Annotated in this window: 15 protein-coding genes and 2 tRNA genes; 6 read left to right on the top strand and 11 right to left on the bottom strand. The window is 69.8% G+C overall.

The genetic code is table 11. The annotated features are described in order from the left end of the window. Positions 1-85: 85 nt before the first annotated feature. The 6 genes from NO930_RS05105 to NO930_RS14060 form a co-directional block, all read right to left on the bottom strand. Positions 86-1,102, bottom strand: coding sequence for an ABC transporter permease (locus NO930_RS05105; protein WP_256402709.1), 1,017 nt, complete (start codon positions 1,100-1,102; stop codon positions 86-88). Beyond that, entirely contained in the window at positions 1,095-2,420 is a 1,326-nt protein-coding gene (locus NO930_RS05100) for an ABC transporter permease (RefSeq protein WP_256402708.1), read from the bottom strand. Before NO930_RS05100 ends, NO930_RS05105 begins: the two co-directional genes overlap by 8 nt. Continuing rightward, positions 2,417-4,039: an ABC transporter ATP-binding protein gene (locus tag NO930_RS05095; protein WP_256402707.1), complete on the bottom strand. Its 1,623-nt coding sequence runs from the start codon at positions 4,037-4,039 to the stop codon at positions 2,417-2,419. Before NO930_RS05095 ends, NO930_RS05100 begins: the two co-directional genes overlap by 4 nt. Before the next feature lie 71 nt (positions 4,040-4,110). Further along, positions 4,111-4,587: a hypothetical protein gene (locus tag NO930_RS05090; RefSeq protein WP_256402706.1), complete on the bottom strand. Its 477-nt coding sequence runs from the start codon at positions 4,585-4,587 to the stop codon at positions 4,111-4,113. Between the two features lie 106 nt (positions 4,588-4,693). Next, positions 4,694-6,709, bottom strand: a complete 2,016-nt coding sequence (locus NO930_RS05085; RefSeq protein WP_256402705.1) for a DEAD/DEAH box helicase — start codon at positions 6,707-6,709, stop codon at positions 4,694-4,696. A 92-nt stretch (positions 6,710-6,801) separates the two neighbouring features. Next, positions 6,802-7,557 (bottom strand): hypothetical protein, encoded by a 756-nt coding sequence (locus NO930_RS14060; RefSeq protein WP_321169336.1) that lies wholly within the window; start codon positions 7,555-7,557, stop codon positions 6,802-6,804. A gap of 241 nt (positions 7,558-7,798) precedes the next feature. Here NO930_RS14060 and NO930_RS05075 point away from each other — a divergent pair, with 241 nt between their 5' ends. After that, positions 7,799-8,149 (top strand): DUF5518 domain-containing protein, encoded by a 351-nt coding sequence (locus NO930_RS05075; protein WP_137784958.1) that lies wholly within the window; start codon positions 7,799-7,801, stop codon positions 8,147-8,149. Between the two features lie 67 nt (positions 8,150-8,216). After that, entirely contained in the window at positions 8,217-9,167 is a 951-nt protein-coding gene (locus tag NO930_RS05070; protein ID WP_256402704.1) for an aminopeptidase, read from the top strand. A 70-nt stretch (positions 9,168-9,237) separates the two neighbouring features. Here the strand turns inward: NO930_RS05070 and NO930_RS05065 are convergent, their stop codons facing one another. Beyond that, positions 9,238-10,218, bottom strand: a complete 981-nt coding sequence (locus NO930_RS05065; protein ID WP_256402703.1) for an HVO_0234 family beta-propeller protein — start codon at positions 10,216-10,218, stop codon at positions 9,238-9,240. Between the two features lie 164 nt (positions 10,219-10,382). Between NO930_RS05065 and NO930_RS05060 the strand changes: the two genes are divergently transcribed. Beyond that, on the top strand, positions 10,383-11,366 hold the full coding sequence (locus NO930_RS05060) for a nucleoside recognition protein (protein WP_137784181.1): 984 nt from the start codon (positions 10,383-10,385) through the stop codon (positions 11,364-11,366). A 40-nt stretch (positions 11,367-11,406) separates the two neighbouring features. Here the strand turns inward: NO930_RS05060 and NO930_RS05055 are convergent, their stop codons facing one another. The 3 genes from NO930_RS05055 to NO930_RS05045 all read right to left on the bottom strand — a co-directional run bounded on the left by NO930_RS05055 (position 11,407) and on the right by NO930_RS05045 (position 13,593). Next, positions 11,407-12,627, bottom strand: coding sequence for a DUF418 domain-containing protein (locus NO930_RS05055; protein ID WP_137784182.1), 1,221 nt, complete (start codon positions 12,625-12,627; stop codon positions 11,407-11,409). Positions 12,628-12,750: 123 nt separating this feature from the next. Beyond that, positions 12,751-12,822 (bottom strand) — tRNA-Thr (locus NO930_RS05050). Positions 12,823-12,927: 105 nt separating this feature from the next. Continuing rightward, on the bottom strand, positions 12,928-13,593 hold the full coding sequence (locus tag NO930_RS05045; RefSeq protein ID WP_137784378.1) for a DUF7114 family protein: 666 nt from the start codon (positions 13,591-13,593) through the stop codon (positions 12,928-12,930). Positions 13,594-13,652: 59 nt separating this feature from the next. On the opposite strand from NO930_RS05045, the gene NO930_RS05040 reads away from it, so the two are divergent. Both NO930_RS05040 and NO930_RS05035 read left to right on the top strand, forming a co-directional pair. Further along, positions 13,653-14,348, top strand: a complete 696-nt coding sequence (locus NO930_RS05040) for an enoyl-CoA hydratase/isomerase family protein (RefSeq protein WP_256402702.1) — start codon at positions 13,653-13,655, stop codon at positions 14,346-14,348. Positions 14,349-14,456: 108 nt separating this feature from the next. Next, a tRNA-Gly gene (locus NO930_RS05035) sits at positions 14,457-14,527 on the top strand. Between the two features lie 338 nt (positions 14,528-14,865). Here the strand turns inward: NO930_RS05035 and NO930_RS05030 are convergent. Then, positions 14,866-15,027, bottom strand: coding sequence for a hypothetical protein (locus NO930_RS05030; protein ID WP_199242290.1), 162 nt, complete (start codon positions 15,025-15,027; stop codon positions 14,866-14,868). Positions 15,028-15,200: 173 nt separating this feature from the next. On the opposite strand from NO930_RS05030, the gene NO930_RS05025 reads away from it, so the two are divergent. Further along, a complete protein-coding gene (locus tag NO930_RS05025; protein ID WP_256402701.1) occupies positions 15,201-16,304 on the top strand; it encodes an NADH:flavin oxidoreductase/NADH oxidase in 1,104 nt (367 codons plus the stop codon). Positions 16,305-16,335: the final 31 nt, after the last annotated feature.

The raw sequence follows: 16,335 nt of genomic DNA, 5'->3' as shown, positions 1-16,335 counted from the left end.
GCCCCGGTGGCAAAACTCTTTGTTCCCGATTCGGTCGCCTCGGCAGCGACACGACCGCCCCGCGACGATTCCGACGCCCCTGGGCTCACTCCTCGGTCTCGTAGTGCTCGCCGGCCGCCTCCGGGATCCGCGTCCGGCCGACCAAAGCGAGCACGACGATCACCACGACGTACGGGATCGTCTGGACTAGCGTGTCGGGGACGGCGTACCCGAGCTGTTGGAGGCGGACCTGAACCGCGTCGAGGCCGGCGAACAACACGCCCGCGCCGAGCGTGCCGATCGGGTTGTAGTTGCCGAACAGGTACGCCACGATGGCGATGAACCCCTTCCCCTGGACCATCGTCTCGCCCGAGCCGACGAACTGACCGATCGACAGCGCCAGCGCCGACCCGCCGACGCCCGAGAGCACGCCGGACAGGAGCACTCCGGCGTGCCGAACTCTCGAGACCGAGACGCCGACGGTGTCGAGCGCCTGCGGATTCTCTCCGGCCGCACGGAGGTGTTTGCCGAACGCGGTGCGGTTGAGCGTCCACCACGAGGCGAGCGTCGCGAGCGCGACCATCGCCGTCGAGTACCGCCAGCCGACGTTCGCGCCGAGGTTCGGGGTGTTGACGCCGCCGAAGAACACCGTCGACATGAACGGCGCGAGCCCCAACGCGATGAGCCACACGGCGAGTCCGGCGATGATCTGGTCGGCTTTGAACTCGATGCAGACGATCCCGAAGACGCCGGAAAGCGCCGTCGAGGCGGCGATCCCGGCGAGGAATCCGACCCAGATCCCGGGGATGCCGAAGAGGGCGTTTCCGATCCCGACGAGCGACGCGACGTACACCGACGCGAACGCCGAGATGATCAGCAGTCCCTCCAGCCCGATGTTGATGACGCCGGACTTCTCGGCGAAGATGCCGCCGAGCCCGGCAAGCACGATCGGTGCCGCGAGCCGCGCCGTCGACGTGGCCGTACTCGCGGAGAAGACGATCCCGGCGAGGTCGCCGGCGACCGACTCGGGAAACGCCAGTCCGGCGACGCCGAGAAGCCCGAGCACGGCGACGGTTCCGACGACGAGCGACCGCACGTAGTCGGACTGAATCACGTTACGCATCGGTCTCACCTCCCTCGGTGGCGGCCTCGCCCGCCTCCGACGACGTCGCCGCGACGCCGCCGGTCCCACCGGACCCCATCCCGACGAACCGGCCGATCATCCGGAAGAACTCCGGCATCGCGACGAAGAGGATGATGAGCCCGCGTAACACGCCGACGAGTTCGGTCGGGACGTCCGTCTGGAAGCCGATCTCCAAGGCACCGCCTTTCAGCAGGCCGAAGAGGAACGCCGCCGGCAGCACGCCGATCGGGTTGTTGCCCGCGAGGATCGAGACCGTGATCCCGTCGAAGCCGAGGTCCGGGACCGACGCCATCCAGCGACCCTCGGACATCAGTACCCACACCGATCCGCCGATACCGCCGATGGCTCCGGAGAGCGTCATCGCCCTGACGGTCGTGAGCTTCGCGTTCACGCCGCCGTACTCGGCGGCCGCCGCCTGCACCCCGCTCGTTCGGAGGTCGTACCCGAACGGCGTGTGTTCGAGCAGGTAATAGAGCCCGGCGATGCAGACGACGCCCGCGGCGAGCGCCACGAGGGCGAAGTCGCTGCTGTCAGAGAACAGCCACGGGCGTATCTGTGCGTACTCCGGGACGTACCGCGTCGCGACGACCGACGAGCCCTCGGCGCGGAACACCTCTAACACGAGGACGTACGCGACGTTCGCCGCCACGAAGTTGAGCATGATCGTCGTGATCACCTCGTTGGCGTCGGCGTACGCCTTCAGCGCGCCCGGAATCGCGCCCCAGAACCCCCCGCCGACCGCTCCCGCCGCGGTGCCGACGAGTATCAGGACGACCCCGGCCGCCGGTCCCTCGGGCAACAGCGGCGCGGCCGCGAGGACGGTCAGCGCGGTCGCGAGCGCTCCCACGACCAACTGGCCCTGCGTCCCGATGTTGAACAGGCCGGCGCGGAACGCGACGGCGACGGAGAGCCCGGTGAAGATCAGGAGCGTCGTCTCCGAGAGGGTCAGGCCGAACGAGAGGTTGAACGGCGACCAGGTCGGGTTCAGGAGTCCCGGCTCGCCGACCGCGAAGGGGTACCCGAGCGCGCCGTTGAACAGGACGACGTACACCTCGACCGGATCGTAACAGAACCCCATGCCCGTCACCGGCATCGTCCACGCCGCGGTGGTGCACTCGGCGACGCGACCGGAGACGAGCACGATAACGAAGCCGACGGCGATCGACAACACGATCGCGGCGAGGCTTATCACGAGCCGCTCCGCGACGCTCCGGTCGGCGAACGGAGCGAGCACCCGACGCGCGAGCGACGGCACTCGGTCCGGATCGGTTCCGGAGCCGGGCCCGGAGTCGCTCACGCGTCCACCCCCTCGCCCGCGGTCCCGTCCATCGGATCCTCATCGGGACCCCCGTCCGTCGGGTCGGCGTCGCCGTGGACGGCCGCGCGCTCGACCGAGTCGTCGTCGAGCGGTTCCCCCGCCATCAAGAGACCGATCTCCTCTTCGGTCACGGTCGCGGGGTCGACGACGCCCGAGAACGACCCCTCGTGCATCACCGCGAGCCGGTCCGAGAGCCCCTGCACCTCGTCGAGCTTCGAGGAGACCAGCAACACGGCTTTCCCCTCGGCGCGCAGGTCGAGCAGGCGGTCGTGGAGGAACTCCGTGGAGCCGATGTCGACCCCGCGAGTCGGGTGCATCGCGACGACGAGGTCGGGGTCGCGCTCGAACTCGCGGCCGACGATGAACTTCTGTTGGTTCCCGCCCGACAGCGACTCGGCGGTCGCCTCCGCGTCCGGCGGCCGCACGTCGTACTGCTCGATGACGGACTCGGCGTGGTCGCGCGAGGCCCGCCAGTCGAGCCGTCCGCCCCGTGCGAACGGCGGGTCGTGTTGGCTCCCGAGGATCCCGTTCTCGGTGAGGTCGTACGACATCACCAGCCCGCGCTCGTGTCTGTCCTCCGGGACGAACGCCATGCCGCCGTCGATCCGTTCGCGACGGGTCGTCCCGAGAATCGACTCGCCGCGGTAGCGGATCTCACCGCTCGCCGCCTCTCGGAGGCCCGTGACTGCCTCGACGAGCTGTGACTGACCGTTGCCGTCGACGCCGGCGACGCCGAGCACCTCGCCGGCCCTGAGTTCGAACGAGAGGTCGGAGACGGCCTCGACGCCGCGGTCGTCGTCGACGCACAGCCCGGTCACTTCGAGCACCGAGTCGCCCGGAGGCTGCGGGGACGCCGCGGGCTCCATCAACACCTCGCGGCCGACCATCATCTCCGCGAGGTCCTCGCGGGTCACGTCCGCGGCCGAGACGGTTCCGACGTTGAGTCCGTCCCGGAGGACCGTGATGTCGTCGGCGGCGGAGAGCGCCTCGCCGAGCTTGTGTGAGATGAAGATGATGGTCTTCCCCTGGTCCGTGAGTTCCTCGAAGACCCCGTACAGCTCCTCGACTTCCTGCGGCGTGAGCACCGCTGTCGGCTCGTCCATGATGAGCACGTCGGCCCCGCGGTACAGCGCCTTCAGGATCTCGACGCGCTGCTGTTCGCCGACGGAGATGTCCGCGATCGTCGCGTCGGGATCCACGTCGAACCCGTACCGCTCGCTCAGTTCGGTAACGGCGTCGCGGGCCGCGGTCTTGTCGACTCGGAGGCCCCCCCACGCCTTCGGCTCGTTGCCTAAGACGACGTTCTCCCAGACTGTCATCGGATCGACCAGCATGAAGTGCTGGTGGATCATTCCGACACCGGCGTCGATGGCGTCACGCGGCGAGTCGAACGACTGCGGCTCCCCGTCGAGGACGACGGTTCCCTCGGTCGGCTCGTAGAGGCCGTACAACACGTTCATCAGCGTCGTCTTGCCGGCCCCGTTCTCGCCGAGCAGGGCGTGAACGCTGCCCCGCTCGACCGTGAGATCAACGTCGTCGTTCGCGACGACCCCGGGGAATCGCTTCGTGATGCCGTCCAGGTGGACCGCCGGGTTCATTCACCCGTAACTCCGTGCCGGAGGCAAAAAGCGCGCGGATCCACAGTGGAACTACCGATCCCCGCCGGCGTTCACACGACGCCGATCAGTCCGAACAGCACGTCGAGGGCGTCGACGAGCCGTTCGGTCGCCGCCGCGGAAGCGCCGCTCGCGGCCGAGCCGCCGACCGCATCCGAGCCGGCGAGCGCGTCGCTGGTCGCCGCGAGCCGTTCGATCCGTCCCGCCTCGCGCTCCCACACGAACCGACCCAGCGCTGCCGTCGACGCGACGAACGCGACCGTCGCCAGCAGCCGCGAGACAGTGAGGAGCTTCAACAGTAGCGGAACGAGAAGCACGAACGCGACGCCCGCGACGACGGCCGTGACCGCCGTCTGTAGCTCGGCACCCCCGGTCCCGACGTCGACGACGCCGCCGGCCGAGAGGAGCACGAACCCGCCCACCGCGACCGCGAGCACCCCCCAGACGACGCCCGCGAGGAGCCGGACGTTGCCGTCGTATCCGCTACCGGCCGCGTCGGGAACGTCGTCGTGAACCCACGGATTGCGCATACGACACGTCGTTCGCCCGGACATAAAGAGTTCGTTGCAGCGATGTGAAACGCACCTGCGGCGGCGTCCACGCGCCACGCGCGAGGTCGGGCACCGGCGCGGTTCGTCACTCCGCGACGTTCGTCTCTCGCACGCGGACGCCTTTGCGCGCGAGGTGCCGCATCTGTCGCTGGGCGAACTCCTCCTCGCTCGACCCGCGGGTCGCGAGGACGTAGACGAGCGCCGAGCCGGAGGGGCGCATGGTCCGACCGGCGCGCTGTGACCCCTGTCGGCGGGACCCGCCGAGCCCGCTCGCGACGATCGCCAGTCCGGCGTTCGGAAGGTCGATGCCCTCGTCGCCGACGCGGGAGACGACGAGGACGTCGAGGTCGGCGCTCTCCCCGCCCGTCCCGGTGTCGGCGCTCTCCCCGTCCGTCCCGGCGTCGGCGTCCGCACCGCTCGGATCGGCGTCGGCGTCGTCACCGTCCGCGCGGAACCGCCGGAACAGCGCTCGCCGTTCGTGGTGGGGCGTCTCGCCGCTGACGAACGGCGCGTCGAGCGCGTCGGCGATCGCCTCGCCCTGATCGAGGTACTCGACGAAGACGAGGGCGTTCGCGCCGCGGTGGGTCGCGAGCAGCGATCGGATCTCGTCGACCTTCGCCGGGTTCTCGGCTGCGGCTCGGCGGCGCTCGCGACCGTCGGCGGCGGCGTACTCGTTTTGTGCGAACTCGTCGCGCCACGGGACGTACCGGATCTCGACTTCGGGCTCCTGCACGAAGCCGGCGTCGAACAGGGCGTCCCAGTCCGCGCCGATCGGCTGGCCGATCAGGGTGTAAATCTCCTCTTCGGAGCCGGATTCACGAACCGGAGTCGCCGACAGCCCGAGGCGATGTTTGCTCTGGAGCTCGGCCGACCGCGAGAACACCGGCGCGGTGATGTGGTGTGCCTCGTCGAAGCAGATCAGCCCCCACTTCCGGGAGTCGAACAGGCTCCGATGGCGGTCCATACCGGCTATCTGGTAGGTCGCGATCGTGATCGGCCGGATCTCCTTCGTCCCGCCGTGGTACACGCCGACGTCTTCGGGGTCGACCGTGGAGTGTGCCAGAAGCTCCTCGCGCCACTGGCTCGCCAGTTCGCGAGATGGCACCAGTATCAGCGTCTCGCCGCCGACGGCAGCGATCGTCGCGATGGCGGCGACGGTCTTGCCCGACCCCGGCGGCCCGACGTACACCCCCGACTTGCGTTCGAGGAACGTCTCGACCCACGTCTCCTGATACTCTCTGAGGTCGGTCGTGAGGTCGACGTCGACGGGGTCGCCGGTCTCTAAGTCGCGGTCGTCCTCGACCGGATAGCCGGCGTCGTAGAGCGTGCGCTTGACCGCGGCGACGGCCGACTCGTTCACCCACGCCTCGGTCTCGGAGATCGGCGCGCGGAGGTGGTCGTCGTCGAGGTGCTGGTCGGCGACGTTCCCCATCAGGTTCTCGCTCGCGGCTTCGAGCACGACGTAGCCGTCCTCGTGGGTGTACAGCCGGAAGCGGTGCGCGCGCCGCCACTGGTCTCGGACCCACGCTTCGAGGTGCTCGTACCGCCGGGGGAGCACGGAGCGGAGGCTCGCTATCAGCGCGTCGGCGTCCTCGAACGGCGCGGCCCAGACGTCCTCCTGTCGGATCCGGTAGAGGTACCCGCGGGTGCCGGGCTCGGTGCCCGTCGTGTCGACCAGGTACGCGAACTGCGAGAGCCGAGCGCGGGTGAACTGCGTCGGCCGGTCGACGACGATCTCGCGCCGGTCCGGGAACGCCACCACGCGCTCGCGGGTCGCCAATCGCCCCCAGTCGGACGGGTAGAAGACGACCGGGTCCGACTCCACGTCGATCCGGTCGACGTCTCCGCGGTCGACGAGCGCGGCGAGCGCGTCGCGGGCGGCCGCCTGGGTGGTTCCCAGCCGTCTCGCGACCTCGCTCGCGGTCGCGACGGGTCGCTCCTCGGCTTCGAGCGCCTCGTGAAAACGAGCGAGCGAGAGGTCGGCAGCGGCGGGGACGGCCGCGTCGTCTGAGGGATCCGTGTCAGCGTCGGGATCCGCGTTCTCAGAGGGGGCGTCGTCGGTAGACTCGTCGCCGGCGTCGTCGCCGGAATCGTCGGTCATCGCCGTCGCTTCGGTCGCGAGGCGGAAATGGGTAGCGTCACCGACCGGAGCACGACACGGGTCAGGCGCGTGCGGCCGGCGGCGCTCGCCGCCTACCGCCCCGCCTCCCGATCCCGACACCGACGAGACGTGATCGCCTCCTTCGAGCGGAATCGGCAACCGCAGGCGGTACAGCGGACGAACGGTTCGCCGGGGGCGGTTTCGAGTCGGTGATCGCCCACCACGAAGGGGCGTGTCACGACGCGCGGCCGGATCCGGTCGGGGATGGGCGTCGACGCGGACTCGCTCAGCGCGGCCCGCACGGCGATGGTGTCGACGTCGACCGCGTCCCACCGTGCGGCGTCGAGGGCGTCCTCGCGGTCCGCCACCTCGGTCCAGCCGGTGACGACGACCGGCGAGTTCGTCTCGGTATCGCCCACGACCACGACGAATCGGATCCCGCCGTCGACCAGCGCGAACCGCCAGCCGTCGGTGCGGTTCCACCGGAGCTGTCCGCGGCGGATCGCGTCGCTCACGGTTCGCGTCGACACGTACCGGCCCGGCTGTTCGAGCCGTTCGCGGAAGTGATCCGTCAGCGCGTACAGGCCCGGGTCCCGCAGCGGCGGGTCCTCGGGCGTTCTGGCGACCGCGTCTCTCCGCGTCTCGGTCGCTCCCGAGGAGCGAGAGCGATCAGGATACGGCTGAGAGCGAGACCGACGCCGAGGAGGTACGCCCGGCCGGGAGCGCGCTCCCGAGTCGTCCCGTCGCGTGTCGGGAGCCGCGGGAGCGGCCGTGGAAGCGGTCCGACGATCCGTCGATCCGGGCCCGAGGGGCTCCGCGTCCCCCGACCCGCCCTGTCGGGATGCCACTGAGTGTCCGTACAGAGCCCGGTCTTAAGTGTGTTACGGCGACACACGACTCGCGTGTCCTCGGCGCGCCGTCGCAGGCGGCCGATCTCTGTCGTTCCGCGTCCCCGTGTCCCGCACCGCCCCGTCCAGAACAGCGCCATTCTTCCACTCGCCGTCCCGCACACTCTCCGCCCGCGCCGCTCTCCATTTCGCCACTCGCCGTCCCGCAAAGCGTATGTCGCCGCCGCGAGACCGAAGGGACGTGAACACCGACAACACCCTCCTCAACGCGGTCATCGGCGCGGTCGCGACGATCGGCCTCTCGTTTCTCGGCGTCTCGCCCGTGATCGGCGGTGCGCTCGCGGCGTACCTCGAAGGCGGCGAGAGCAGCGACGGGATTCGGATCGGCGCGCTCTCCGGGCTGATCGCCTCGCTTCCCGTGGCCGTGATTCTCGTCGCCGCGCTCGTCTTCCTCCCGCTAACCGGTGATATCGGCGTCGCCGTCGGCGGCTTCGTCCTCGTGTTCGTCGTCGTCGCGATCGGCGTCGGCTTCACCGTCGCGTTGAGCGCGCTCGGCGGCCTCATCGGGGCGTACCTGAAGGAGAACGCGTAGGCACGCGCACCGGCGACCCCGCCGTCCGATGGCAAGGACTAACGCCGACGGTCACCGAGCCGGACGCATGCCAGCGGATCTCAAACCGGCTGCGGAGACGGCCGTCGAACAGTGTCTGAACGTCGAAGCAGGCGAGTCCGTCGTCGTGGTCACGGACGACCGGCGCGAGGCGATCGGCGAGGCGCTGTACGCGGCCGCGGCGGCCGTCACCGACGACGCGACGATCCTCCGATATCCGCCCGCCGAGCAACACGGGACCGAGCCGCCAGCACCGGTCGCGGCCGCGATGGCCGAGAGCGACGCGTTCCTCGCGCCGACCACGAAGAGCCTGAGCCACACCCGCGCTCGGGGCGCGGCGTGCGACGCCGGCTCGCGCGGCGCGACGCTCCCCGGAATCACAGAGGACGTGTTCACGACCGGACTCGACGCCGACTACGACGCGATCGACGCCGCCTGCGACGAGATGCTGGCGCAGGTCGGCGACGCCGCGGAGGTCCGCGTCACCTCGCCGGCTGGCACCGACATCACCGTCGGGATCGACGACCGCGAGTGGCTCGCGGACACCGGATCGGTCCGCGAGCCGGGCGACTTCTCGAACCTCCCGGCCGGTGAGGTGTTCGTCGCCCCCGAGACGGCGACCGGGACGTTCGTCGTCGACGGGACGATGATGCCACACGGTCTGCTCGACGCGGGCCAGACGCTGCGGTTCGAGGTCGACGACGGCCGCGTCACGGCCATCGACGACGACGCGGTCAGAGCCGAGGTCGAGACCGCGGCGGGGTCCGTCGGCGACGCCGCCTACACGCTCGCCGAACTCGGGATCGGGACCAACGTCGGCGTGGAGGAACTGGTCGGCTCCGTCCTCTTAGACGAGAAGGCGGCCGGCACCGTCCACATCGCGATCGGCGACAACGCGGGGATCGGCGGGGAAACCGACGCGCCGATCCACCTCGACGGGATACTCCGCGACCCGACCGTCTACGCCGACGGCGACGAGATCGACCTGCCGACGGCGTGATCGGTCGATCGGTTCGCTGCCACGACACGCGCGTGTCGCATCGGGAACCCCGCCCGCGAGCGCGACTCGGTCACTGCCGCTCCGCGAGCGCGACGCCCGTCACGTCGCGGACTCCGATGACCTGATGTCGCCAGCCGTCGCCCGCGTCGACACAGAGCGTGCCGGCCGCCGTGACCGCCACTGCGACGCCCGGACCGTACCCGAGCGCGACCGCCACCTCGTCGACCGGAAGCTCCGACTCGCGCCACGCGTCGGGGCCCCAGCCGTCGCCGGTGTCGGAGTTGTTTCGGTCGTCTCGGACGAGCAGGTCGCCGTCGACGACCGCCGTCGCGTGGCCGTCGCCGTCGGCCGCGACGGCCGACGCGTCGCCGGCCCGCGCCGTCATCCAGCCGTTGCCGAGCCAGTAGAGGCCGGTCGCGGTCGCTGCGAGCGGCATCCCCGCGCCCGCCACGTCGTGCGCGTCGTCGAGCCCGACCGACGCGAGCGACCACCCAGAGTCGGCGGCGGAGTCGGCCGTGATGCGATGGACCCCGTCCGCGGCCGCGACGAGCGGACCGTCGACCGCACGCGGCTCGGCGACCTCGCCGATCCGCGTCGACGTTACAGTGAACGCGGGGAGTGACCCGTCGTCCGCCGCGTCCGTATCCGCCGTTGTCTCGACCGCGACGCGGTCGACACTCCCGTCCGCTGTGGCGACGTAGAACGCGTCGCCACCGGCGCTCGCGCCGTCGCCGATCGTTCCTCCGTCGACGCCGATCGCGACCGCTGGCTCGTCGGTGACACCGACGGGGTCGATCTCGTCGCCGACGGGGGAGACGCGGAGCCCGTCGGGAGACGCGACACCGAGGAGGGAGGGCGCGGCCTCGCGAGGGAGGACGGCGGCGTCGCGAGCGGGATCGCGCGTCACCATGTCGAACGCGCCGACCTTGTCGGCCGAGAACGCGACTCTCACGATCCCGGTCTCCGTAGCGACATACGCGTCGGTTCGCCCGGCGTTCCCGGCGTACACGCGCTTTTCTTCGATCGAGATGTCGTCTTCCGCGGGTGCCATTGGGAGCCGATTCGGCGGGGGGACTCATAAGCCCCGCGCGGGCGGCGTCTCCGGCGTGCGAGCCCCGGTTCGCGGCGAGCCGGACGGCCGACGCCGCCCGCGCGGGAGTCGCGGCGACCGACCGTTCCGATGGCCATTTGACCGCCGGTCGCGTGGACACACCCGTGCAACCGGTCGTCGCCGAACTCCTCTCGCTCCTCGCCGAGGTCGCCCCGCGGCTGGCGCGGATCTCGGCGTTCATCGCGGCCGGCGTCTTCGCCGCGAACGTCGCGGTCGCGTTCGGACTCGTCCGCTACGTCGCCGGGCTCGCGGGGTGGCTCACCCGGCCCGCTAACCTCCCGAACGAGGTCGGCACGGCGATACTGACGACCGCGGCGTCGACGACGGCCGGCTACGCGACGCTCGCCGAGTACCGGGAGTCGGGGCTGCTCGACGACCGGGCGACGCTCGTCGCCGTGGTCATCAACACGTTCTTCGGGTTCGTCCAGCACGTGTTCACCTACTACGTCCCCGTGATGATCCCGATCCTCGGCACCGAGGTGGGCGTGGTGTACGTCTCCGCGCGCGCCGGGATCGCCCTCGCGATCACGATCACGGGCGTGGCGTTGGGCGGGCTGTTCCTCTCCGAGCGCAACGTGGACCGCGCCGCCCTCGCGGACGTCGACGCCGGCGGACCCGAAGACGACGACCGCGGGCCCCGCGAGCGCGTCCGCGACGCCGCGGAGAAGTCGTGGTCGACCCTCCGGCGGATCGTCCCGCGGCTCGCGGTCGTGTACGTCGTCGTGATCGGATTGGTCACCAACTACGACGTCGACTCGCTGACGAGCGTCGCCGAGCCGATCACCGGGGTGCTCGGACTCCCCGGCGAGGCCGTTCCCGTCATCGCCGTCTACACGCTCGATACGACCGCCGGTGCCGTGACCATCGCCGGGACGGAGCCGGGGACGTTCACGACTCGAACCGCCGTGGCGACGCTTCTCATCGGCGGAATCCTCTCCTTTGCCGTCTCGACGTTCCGGCGGTCGATCCCCTTCCAGTACGGGATCTGGGGTGCCGAGTTCGGCACGAAAGTGATCGCCGTCAACACCGCGTTGAAACTGCTCTTCATTTCGCTCACCGTCGCACTGCTTCTCGCGCCGGTGTGGTGACCGCGGTCGCCGCGGTACGCACGCCCTCGCCGTCGAGGACCTACCCCGACTTCCGCATCGGCTGCGTCTCGCCGTAGGTGAGCGTCCGCCAGACCCACTCGACGGGGCCGAAGCGGTAGCGGCGCAGCCAGAGCACCGAGAGCGCGATCTGGACCGCCCACACGACGAGGACCAGCGCGTACTGCTCGACGCGGTTCACGGACCCGAACAGCCCGAGACCGTGTCCGTAGAAGACGGTGGTCGCGATCACGGTCTGGAGCAGGTAGTTCGTGAACGCGGTCCGACCGACCGCGGCGAGCGCGTTCGTCACCGGACCGTCTGGTCGTCGTCGGGTGTAGAGCGTGACGGCGCCGAGGTAGCCGCCGGCGAGGAGGAGGCTCCCGACGTAGTTGAACTGTCGCCAGTACAGCGCCGCTCCGGCGCTCCACCCGTTGGCCTCGATGTAGGCGACGCCGGCGATGACGAGCGCGACGCCGACGCCGCCGCCGGCGACGAGCAGCCGGTAGAGCCGATCGGAGCGCTCGCCGGTCAACACGCCGTTCCGGTACAGCGCCATGCCGAGCAGCATGACGCCTCCGATCCGCCAGAAGCTCGACCCGATGAAGCCGGTGGTCTGTCGCTGGAACGAGGAGGAGACGCGGTGGCTCATCTGTTCGATCCAGCCGCTCCGGTACGTGGCCACCTCCTGACGGAGCGCAGCCTCGGGCGGCGTCCACTGGCCGGCGATCGCCTCGCCGCCCACGGTGACGGCGGCGAACAGCTCTAGCGCGGGGACAAAGGCGAGAAACACCGCGGCAAGCCCGGCGAGCTGTTTCGCGTCCCAGTCGCGCAGCGTGACCACGAACAGCCCGGTGAGGCCGTACGCGACGAGGATGTCGCCGTACCAGAGGAGGTACGCGTGCGCGAGTCCGATCGCGATGAGGATCGCCGTCCGACGGTAGTGGAGCCGCACCGCGTCTTGGCCCTTTTCGGCTTTGCTCTCGATGAAAAGCAGGACGCCCGCGCCGAAGAGCGCCGAGAAGAGCGTGATGAACTTCGACTGGGCGAACACGTGGCCGGCGAACCACGCCCAGTAGTTCGCGCCGGAGAACTCGCCGTAGACGGCCGAATCGGCGTAGATGTTCGGGTTGAGAAGCGTCGACTCCGGCATCGCGAACACCCAGACGTTGATGAGGAAGATCCCGAGCAGGGCGAACCCTCTGAGCGCGTCGAGGCTGACGATCCGTTCGGAGGGCGGCGTCGGGCCGGCGTCGCGTGTCACGAGTTAGCTCTGCGGAGGACCCACAGGACCGAATAGGTTCTGGTAGCGAGCGAATCTTGAACGGATTTCGTTCAGACGAGCGCAGCCGGAAAAGTGTATGTACGAGGAGTGTACGGCAGAAAGAGCCTAGGCCGGGATTTGAACCCGGGCTCTCGTCCTTACCAAGGACGCGCTTTACCGCTAAGCTACCCAGGCGCGCAATCAGTCGTTGCTTCGATTCGACTTTAGGGGTTTCGATCCGTCGGCGACGCGTCCCCGGATCTGAACCCGGACGTAGACCGACGGGGATACGTCACGGACTCACCGGTCCGTCGCGCTCACCGTACGGTCGGAGATGTCGGCGATTCGGTCCGCGGTCGCCTCGGGGAGCGCGCGTCCCGGCGGGGGAAACTCGCCGTCGTAGTCGGCTGCCAGCTCCCGAGCGTACGCCAGCAGCTCTTCGGGCGTCTCGCCGCCGACGGCGGTAGTGCCGGCGACGACGGCGAGTTCGAGGGCGTCGACCTCCAGATTCCGATCGAGCGCGGTCGCGGCCGCCGGGTCCGTCCCCTCGCGGTCTCTGAGCGTCTGGTCGCGGCCGAACGCGCGCACGACTTCCACGGCCGCGCCCGCCGCGTCGGTGCAGGCCAGAAGCGAGAACCCTCGCGAGACGAGCACGTCGGCGGTGAGAACGTCCATGTCTGCGTCGATGTCCGACGACCGTGTCGGTTCGGTCACCCACGGCTCCTCGTGCGCTACCGCGCGAGTGAGACGGAGTCCCTCGTAGATGAGCTGGACGCCGGCGGCGCGGTCGAGGACGTCGTCGAGGACGACGTCGGGATCGATCGCACGAGCGGTGATAAGCGCCAGCACTCCGGGTGTCACGGCGGCGTCGAGGATCCGGTCTTCGAGGGCCTCGCGAAGCTGGTCAGGCTCGACGTCCGCGAGCGCTTCGCGGGCTGCGTCACGCGCTCGCGAGGCATCGTCCATCACCGTACGGTAGTCGAGCGAGGGGCAAAGACCTTTGGAAACGAACGAGACGAGAGGTCATGATCCGCGTCCGAGACGACGACGACATCCGCACCGTAACGCTCGACCGTCCCGACAGCCGAAACGCGTTACGGCCGGACGATCTCGACGAACTCCGAGTCGCCGTCGCCGACGCCGAGACGCCGGTGACGTACCTCCGGGGAGCGGGCAGCGCCTTCTGTGCCGGGGCCGATCTCGACGCCGTCGCCGCGCTGGACGACCCGAGCGAGTTCGCGCGTCGCGGCCAGCGGACGGCGTCGGCGCTCGCAGACGCCGACACCGTCGTCGTCTGCGGTATCGACGGAGCCGCTCGGGGCGGCGGGGTCGAGATGGCACTGGCGTCGGACGTCCGCGTCGCGACCCCGGACGCGACCTTCGGCGAACCGGGAGTCTCGTTCGGGCTGTTCGGTGCGTGGGGCGGGACCGTCCGGCTCCCCCGAGTGATGCGTGAGGGTGACGCGCTGGAGTTCGCCCTGTCCGGACGCGTCCTCGACGCCGAGGAGGCGCGTCAGGCCGGGCTCGTCTCCCGCGTCGTCGACGACCCTCGCGCGGTCGCCACCGAGATCGCCTCCGGCAAGCCGGACGCGCTGCGAACGATCAAGCGCCGCATGCGCGACCGCCGGGAAGACGGAACGCAGGAGCGCGCGGAGGCGGCGGCCTTCGCCGACCTCGTCGCCACGCACCGCGAGGAGATCGCCGCGAGCCGCGGAGACTGACCGCCGAACCGGGCGACGAGACGTCACTCTGTGGCCGGTGACTGCGTGCCGTCGGTCGAATGTGACAGGTTTAAGTAACACACCGGCCAATCGGTAGATGCGAAGCACGCACCGGTAGTGTAGTGGTATCACGCAACCTTGCCATGGTTGCAACCCGAGTTCAAATCTCGGCCGGTGCACTCCCTACGGTCGCGCACCGCCCGTACTCCCGTTCGCTTCGGTCACGGGAATCTCGGCCGGTTCATTTCTCGAACGTGGTGAGAGAAATCACCGAGAGTTTGAACTCAGAAAGGCGTAGCGGCGAGCGAAGCGAGCCGACCGTCTTTCCCTAGTTCAAATCTCGGCCGGTGCACTCCCTACGGTCGCGCACCGCCCGTACTCCCGTTCGCTTCGGTCACGGGAATCTCGGCCGGTTCATTTCTCGAACGCGGTGAGAGCGATCACCGAGAGCTCGAACTCAGAAAGGCGCAGCGGCGAGCGAAGCCGGCCGGATGTCAGTTCTCATCGCCGCGTTCCGTCAGCGTTCGAGTTCGACCGTCAGGTCGGTCGCGATCCACGCGTCGGTGTTTCCCTGCTCTGTGAAGACGGTCCTGTCGGGAGACGAGCGGCTCGCCGCGACGGCCGGTCGCTCGTCAGCCGGCCCGTCGCCGCTGCGCCCGATCCGATCTCCGGTACTCATTGGCAGTCTGTCAGCGACCCCCGGAGATATAGGTTTCGGTCGGCCTAAAGAGGGAGGAAGCGACGTCTCAAGACGGGGACGGCGCGTGCCGACACGGGTTCTATTTCCTTCGAAAGCAGCCATCCGCCGGTGTGATCGGAGCATATTACCCGACGCTGACCGTTCGGTCGGACATGACGCAGTCGCTTTTCACGCCGTTTTCGCTGCGCGAAACCGAGTTCCGGAACCGCGTGATGATGTCTCCGATGTGCCAATACTCCGCGGACGGCGGGTTCGCGAACGACTGGCACCGGGTCCACCTCGGGAGCCGCGCGGTCGGCGGAGCGGGCGTCGTGATGACCGAGGCGACCGCCGTCGAGGAGCGGGGCCGGATCACGCCGGGCTGTCTCGGGATCTGGTCCGACGAGCACGCCGAAGCGCTCGCGCCGACGGTCGAGTTCGTCCGCTCGCAGGGAGCGACCCCGGGGATCCAGTTGGCACACGCCGGCCGAAAAGCGTCACACCGCCCGCCTTCGGAGGGAGGAACGCCGATCCCGGCCGACGACGCGGACGGCTGGGAGACCGTCTCCGCGACCGACGACCCGTACCCGGACGGTGACCGGAGCGAGTCGAACGGACCGGCCGCGACCCGACGTCTCTCGACAGACGAGATCCCCGACGTGGTCGACGCGTTCGCCGACGCCGCGTCGCGGTCGCTCGACGCCGGCTTCGAGATCGCCGAGATCCACGCCGCACACGGGTATCTCCTCCACCAGTTCCTCTCGCCGGTCACCAACGACCGCGCCGACGCGTACGGCGGGAGCTTCGAGAACCGAGCCCGACTGGTCCGGGAGGTCGTCTCTGCCGTCCGCGACGTTTGGCCCGACGACAAGCCCGTATTCGTCCGGATCTCCGCGACGGACTGGCTCGACGAGCGCGACTCGTGGGACGTCGACGACTCGGTCCGACTGGCACCGCTGCTCGCCGACGCGGGGGCGGACCTCATCGACGTCTCCGGCGGCGGGATTCACCCGGCCCAGCAGTTGCCGAACACCGGTCCGGGCTACCAAGTCCCCTACGCAGAGGCGATCCGCGAGGAGACGGACGTACCAGTGGCCGCGGTCGGAGGGGTAACCGAGCCGACCCACGCCGACGCCTTGGTGCGAAACGACCGAGCCGACCTCGTCGCGCTCGGTCGGGAGCTGCTCCGACACCCGTACTGGACGCTCGAAGCGGCTCACGAACTCGGCGCGGACGTCGAGTGGCCGGTGCAGTACCGGCGGGGTCGCTTCGACTGATCCCGGCGGCCGTCAGCGTCAGGCGGGTCGC

Origin of the sequence: Halorubrum salinum, from assembly GCF_024494575.1 — an archaeon.
Classification (GTDB): Archaea; Halobacteriota; Halobacteria; order Halobacteriales; family Haloferacaceae; genus Halorubrum; species Halorubrum salinum.
Note: the sequence above shows the minus strand (reverse complement) of the source record. Positions and strands in the feature narration are given on the sequence as shown.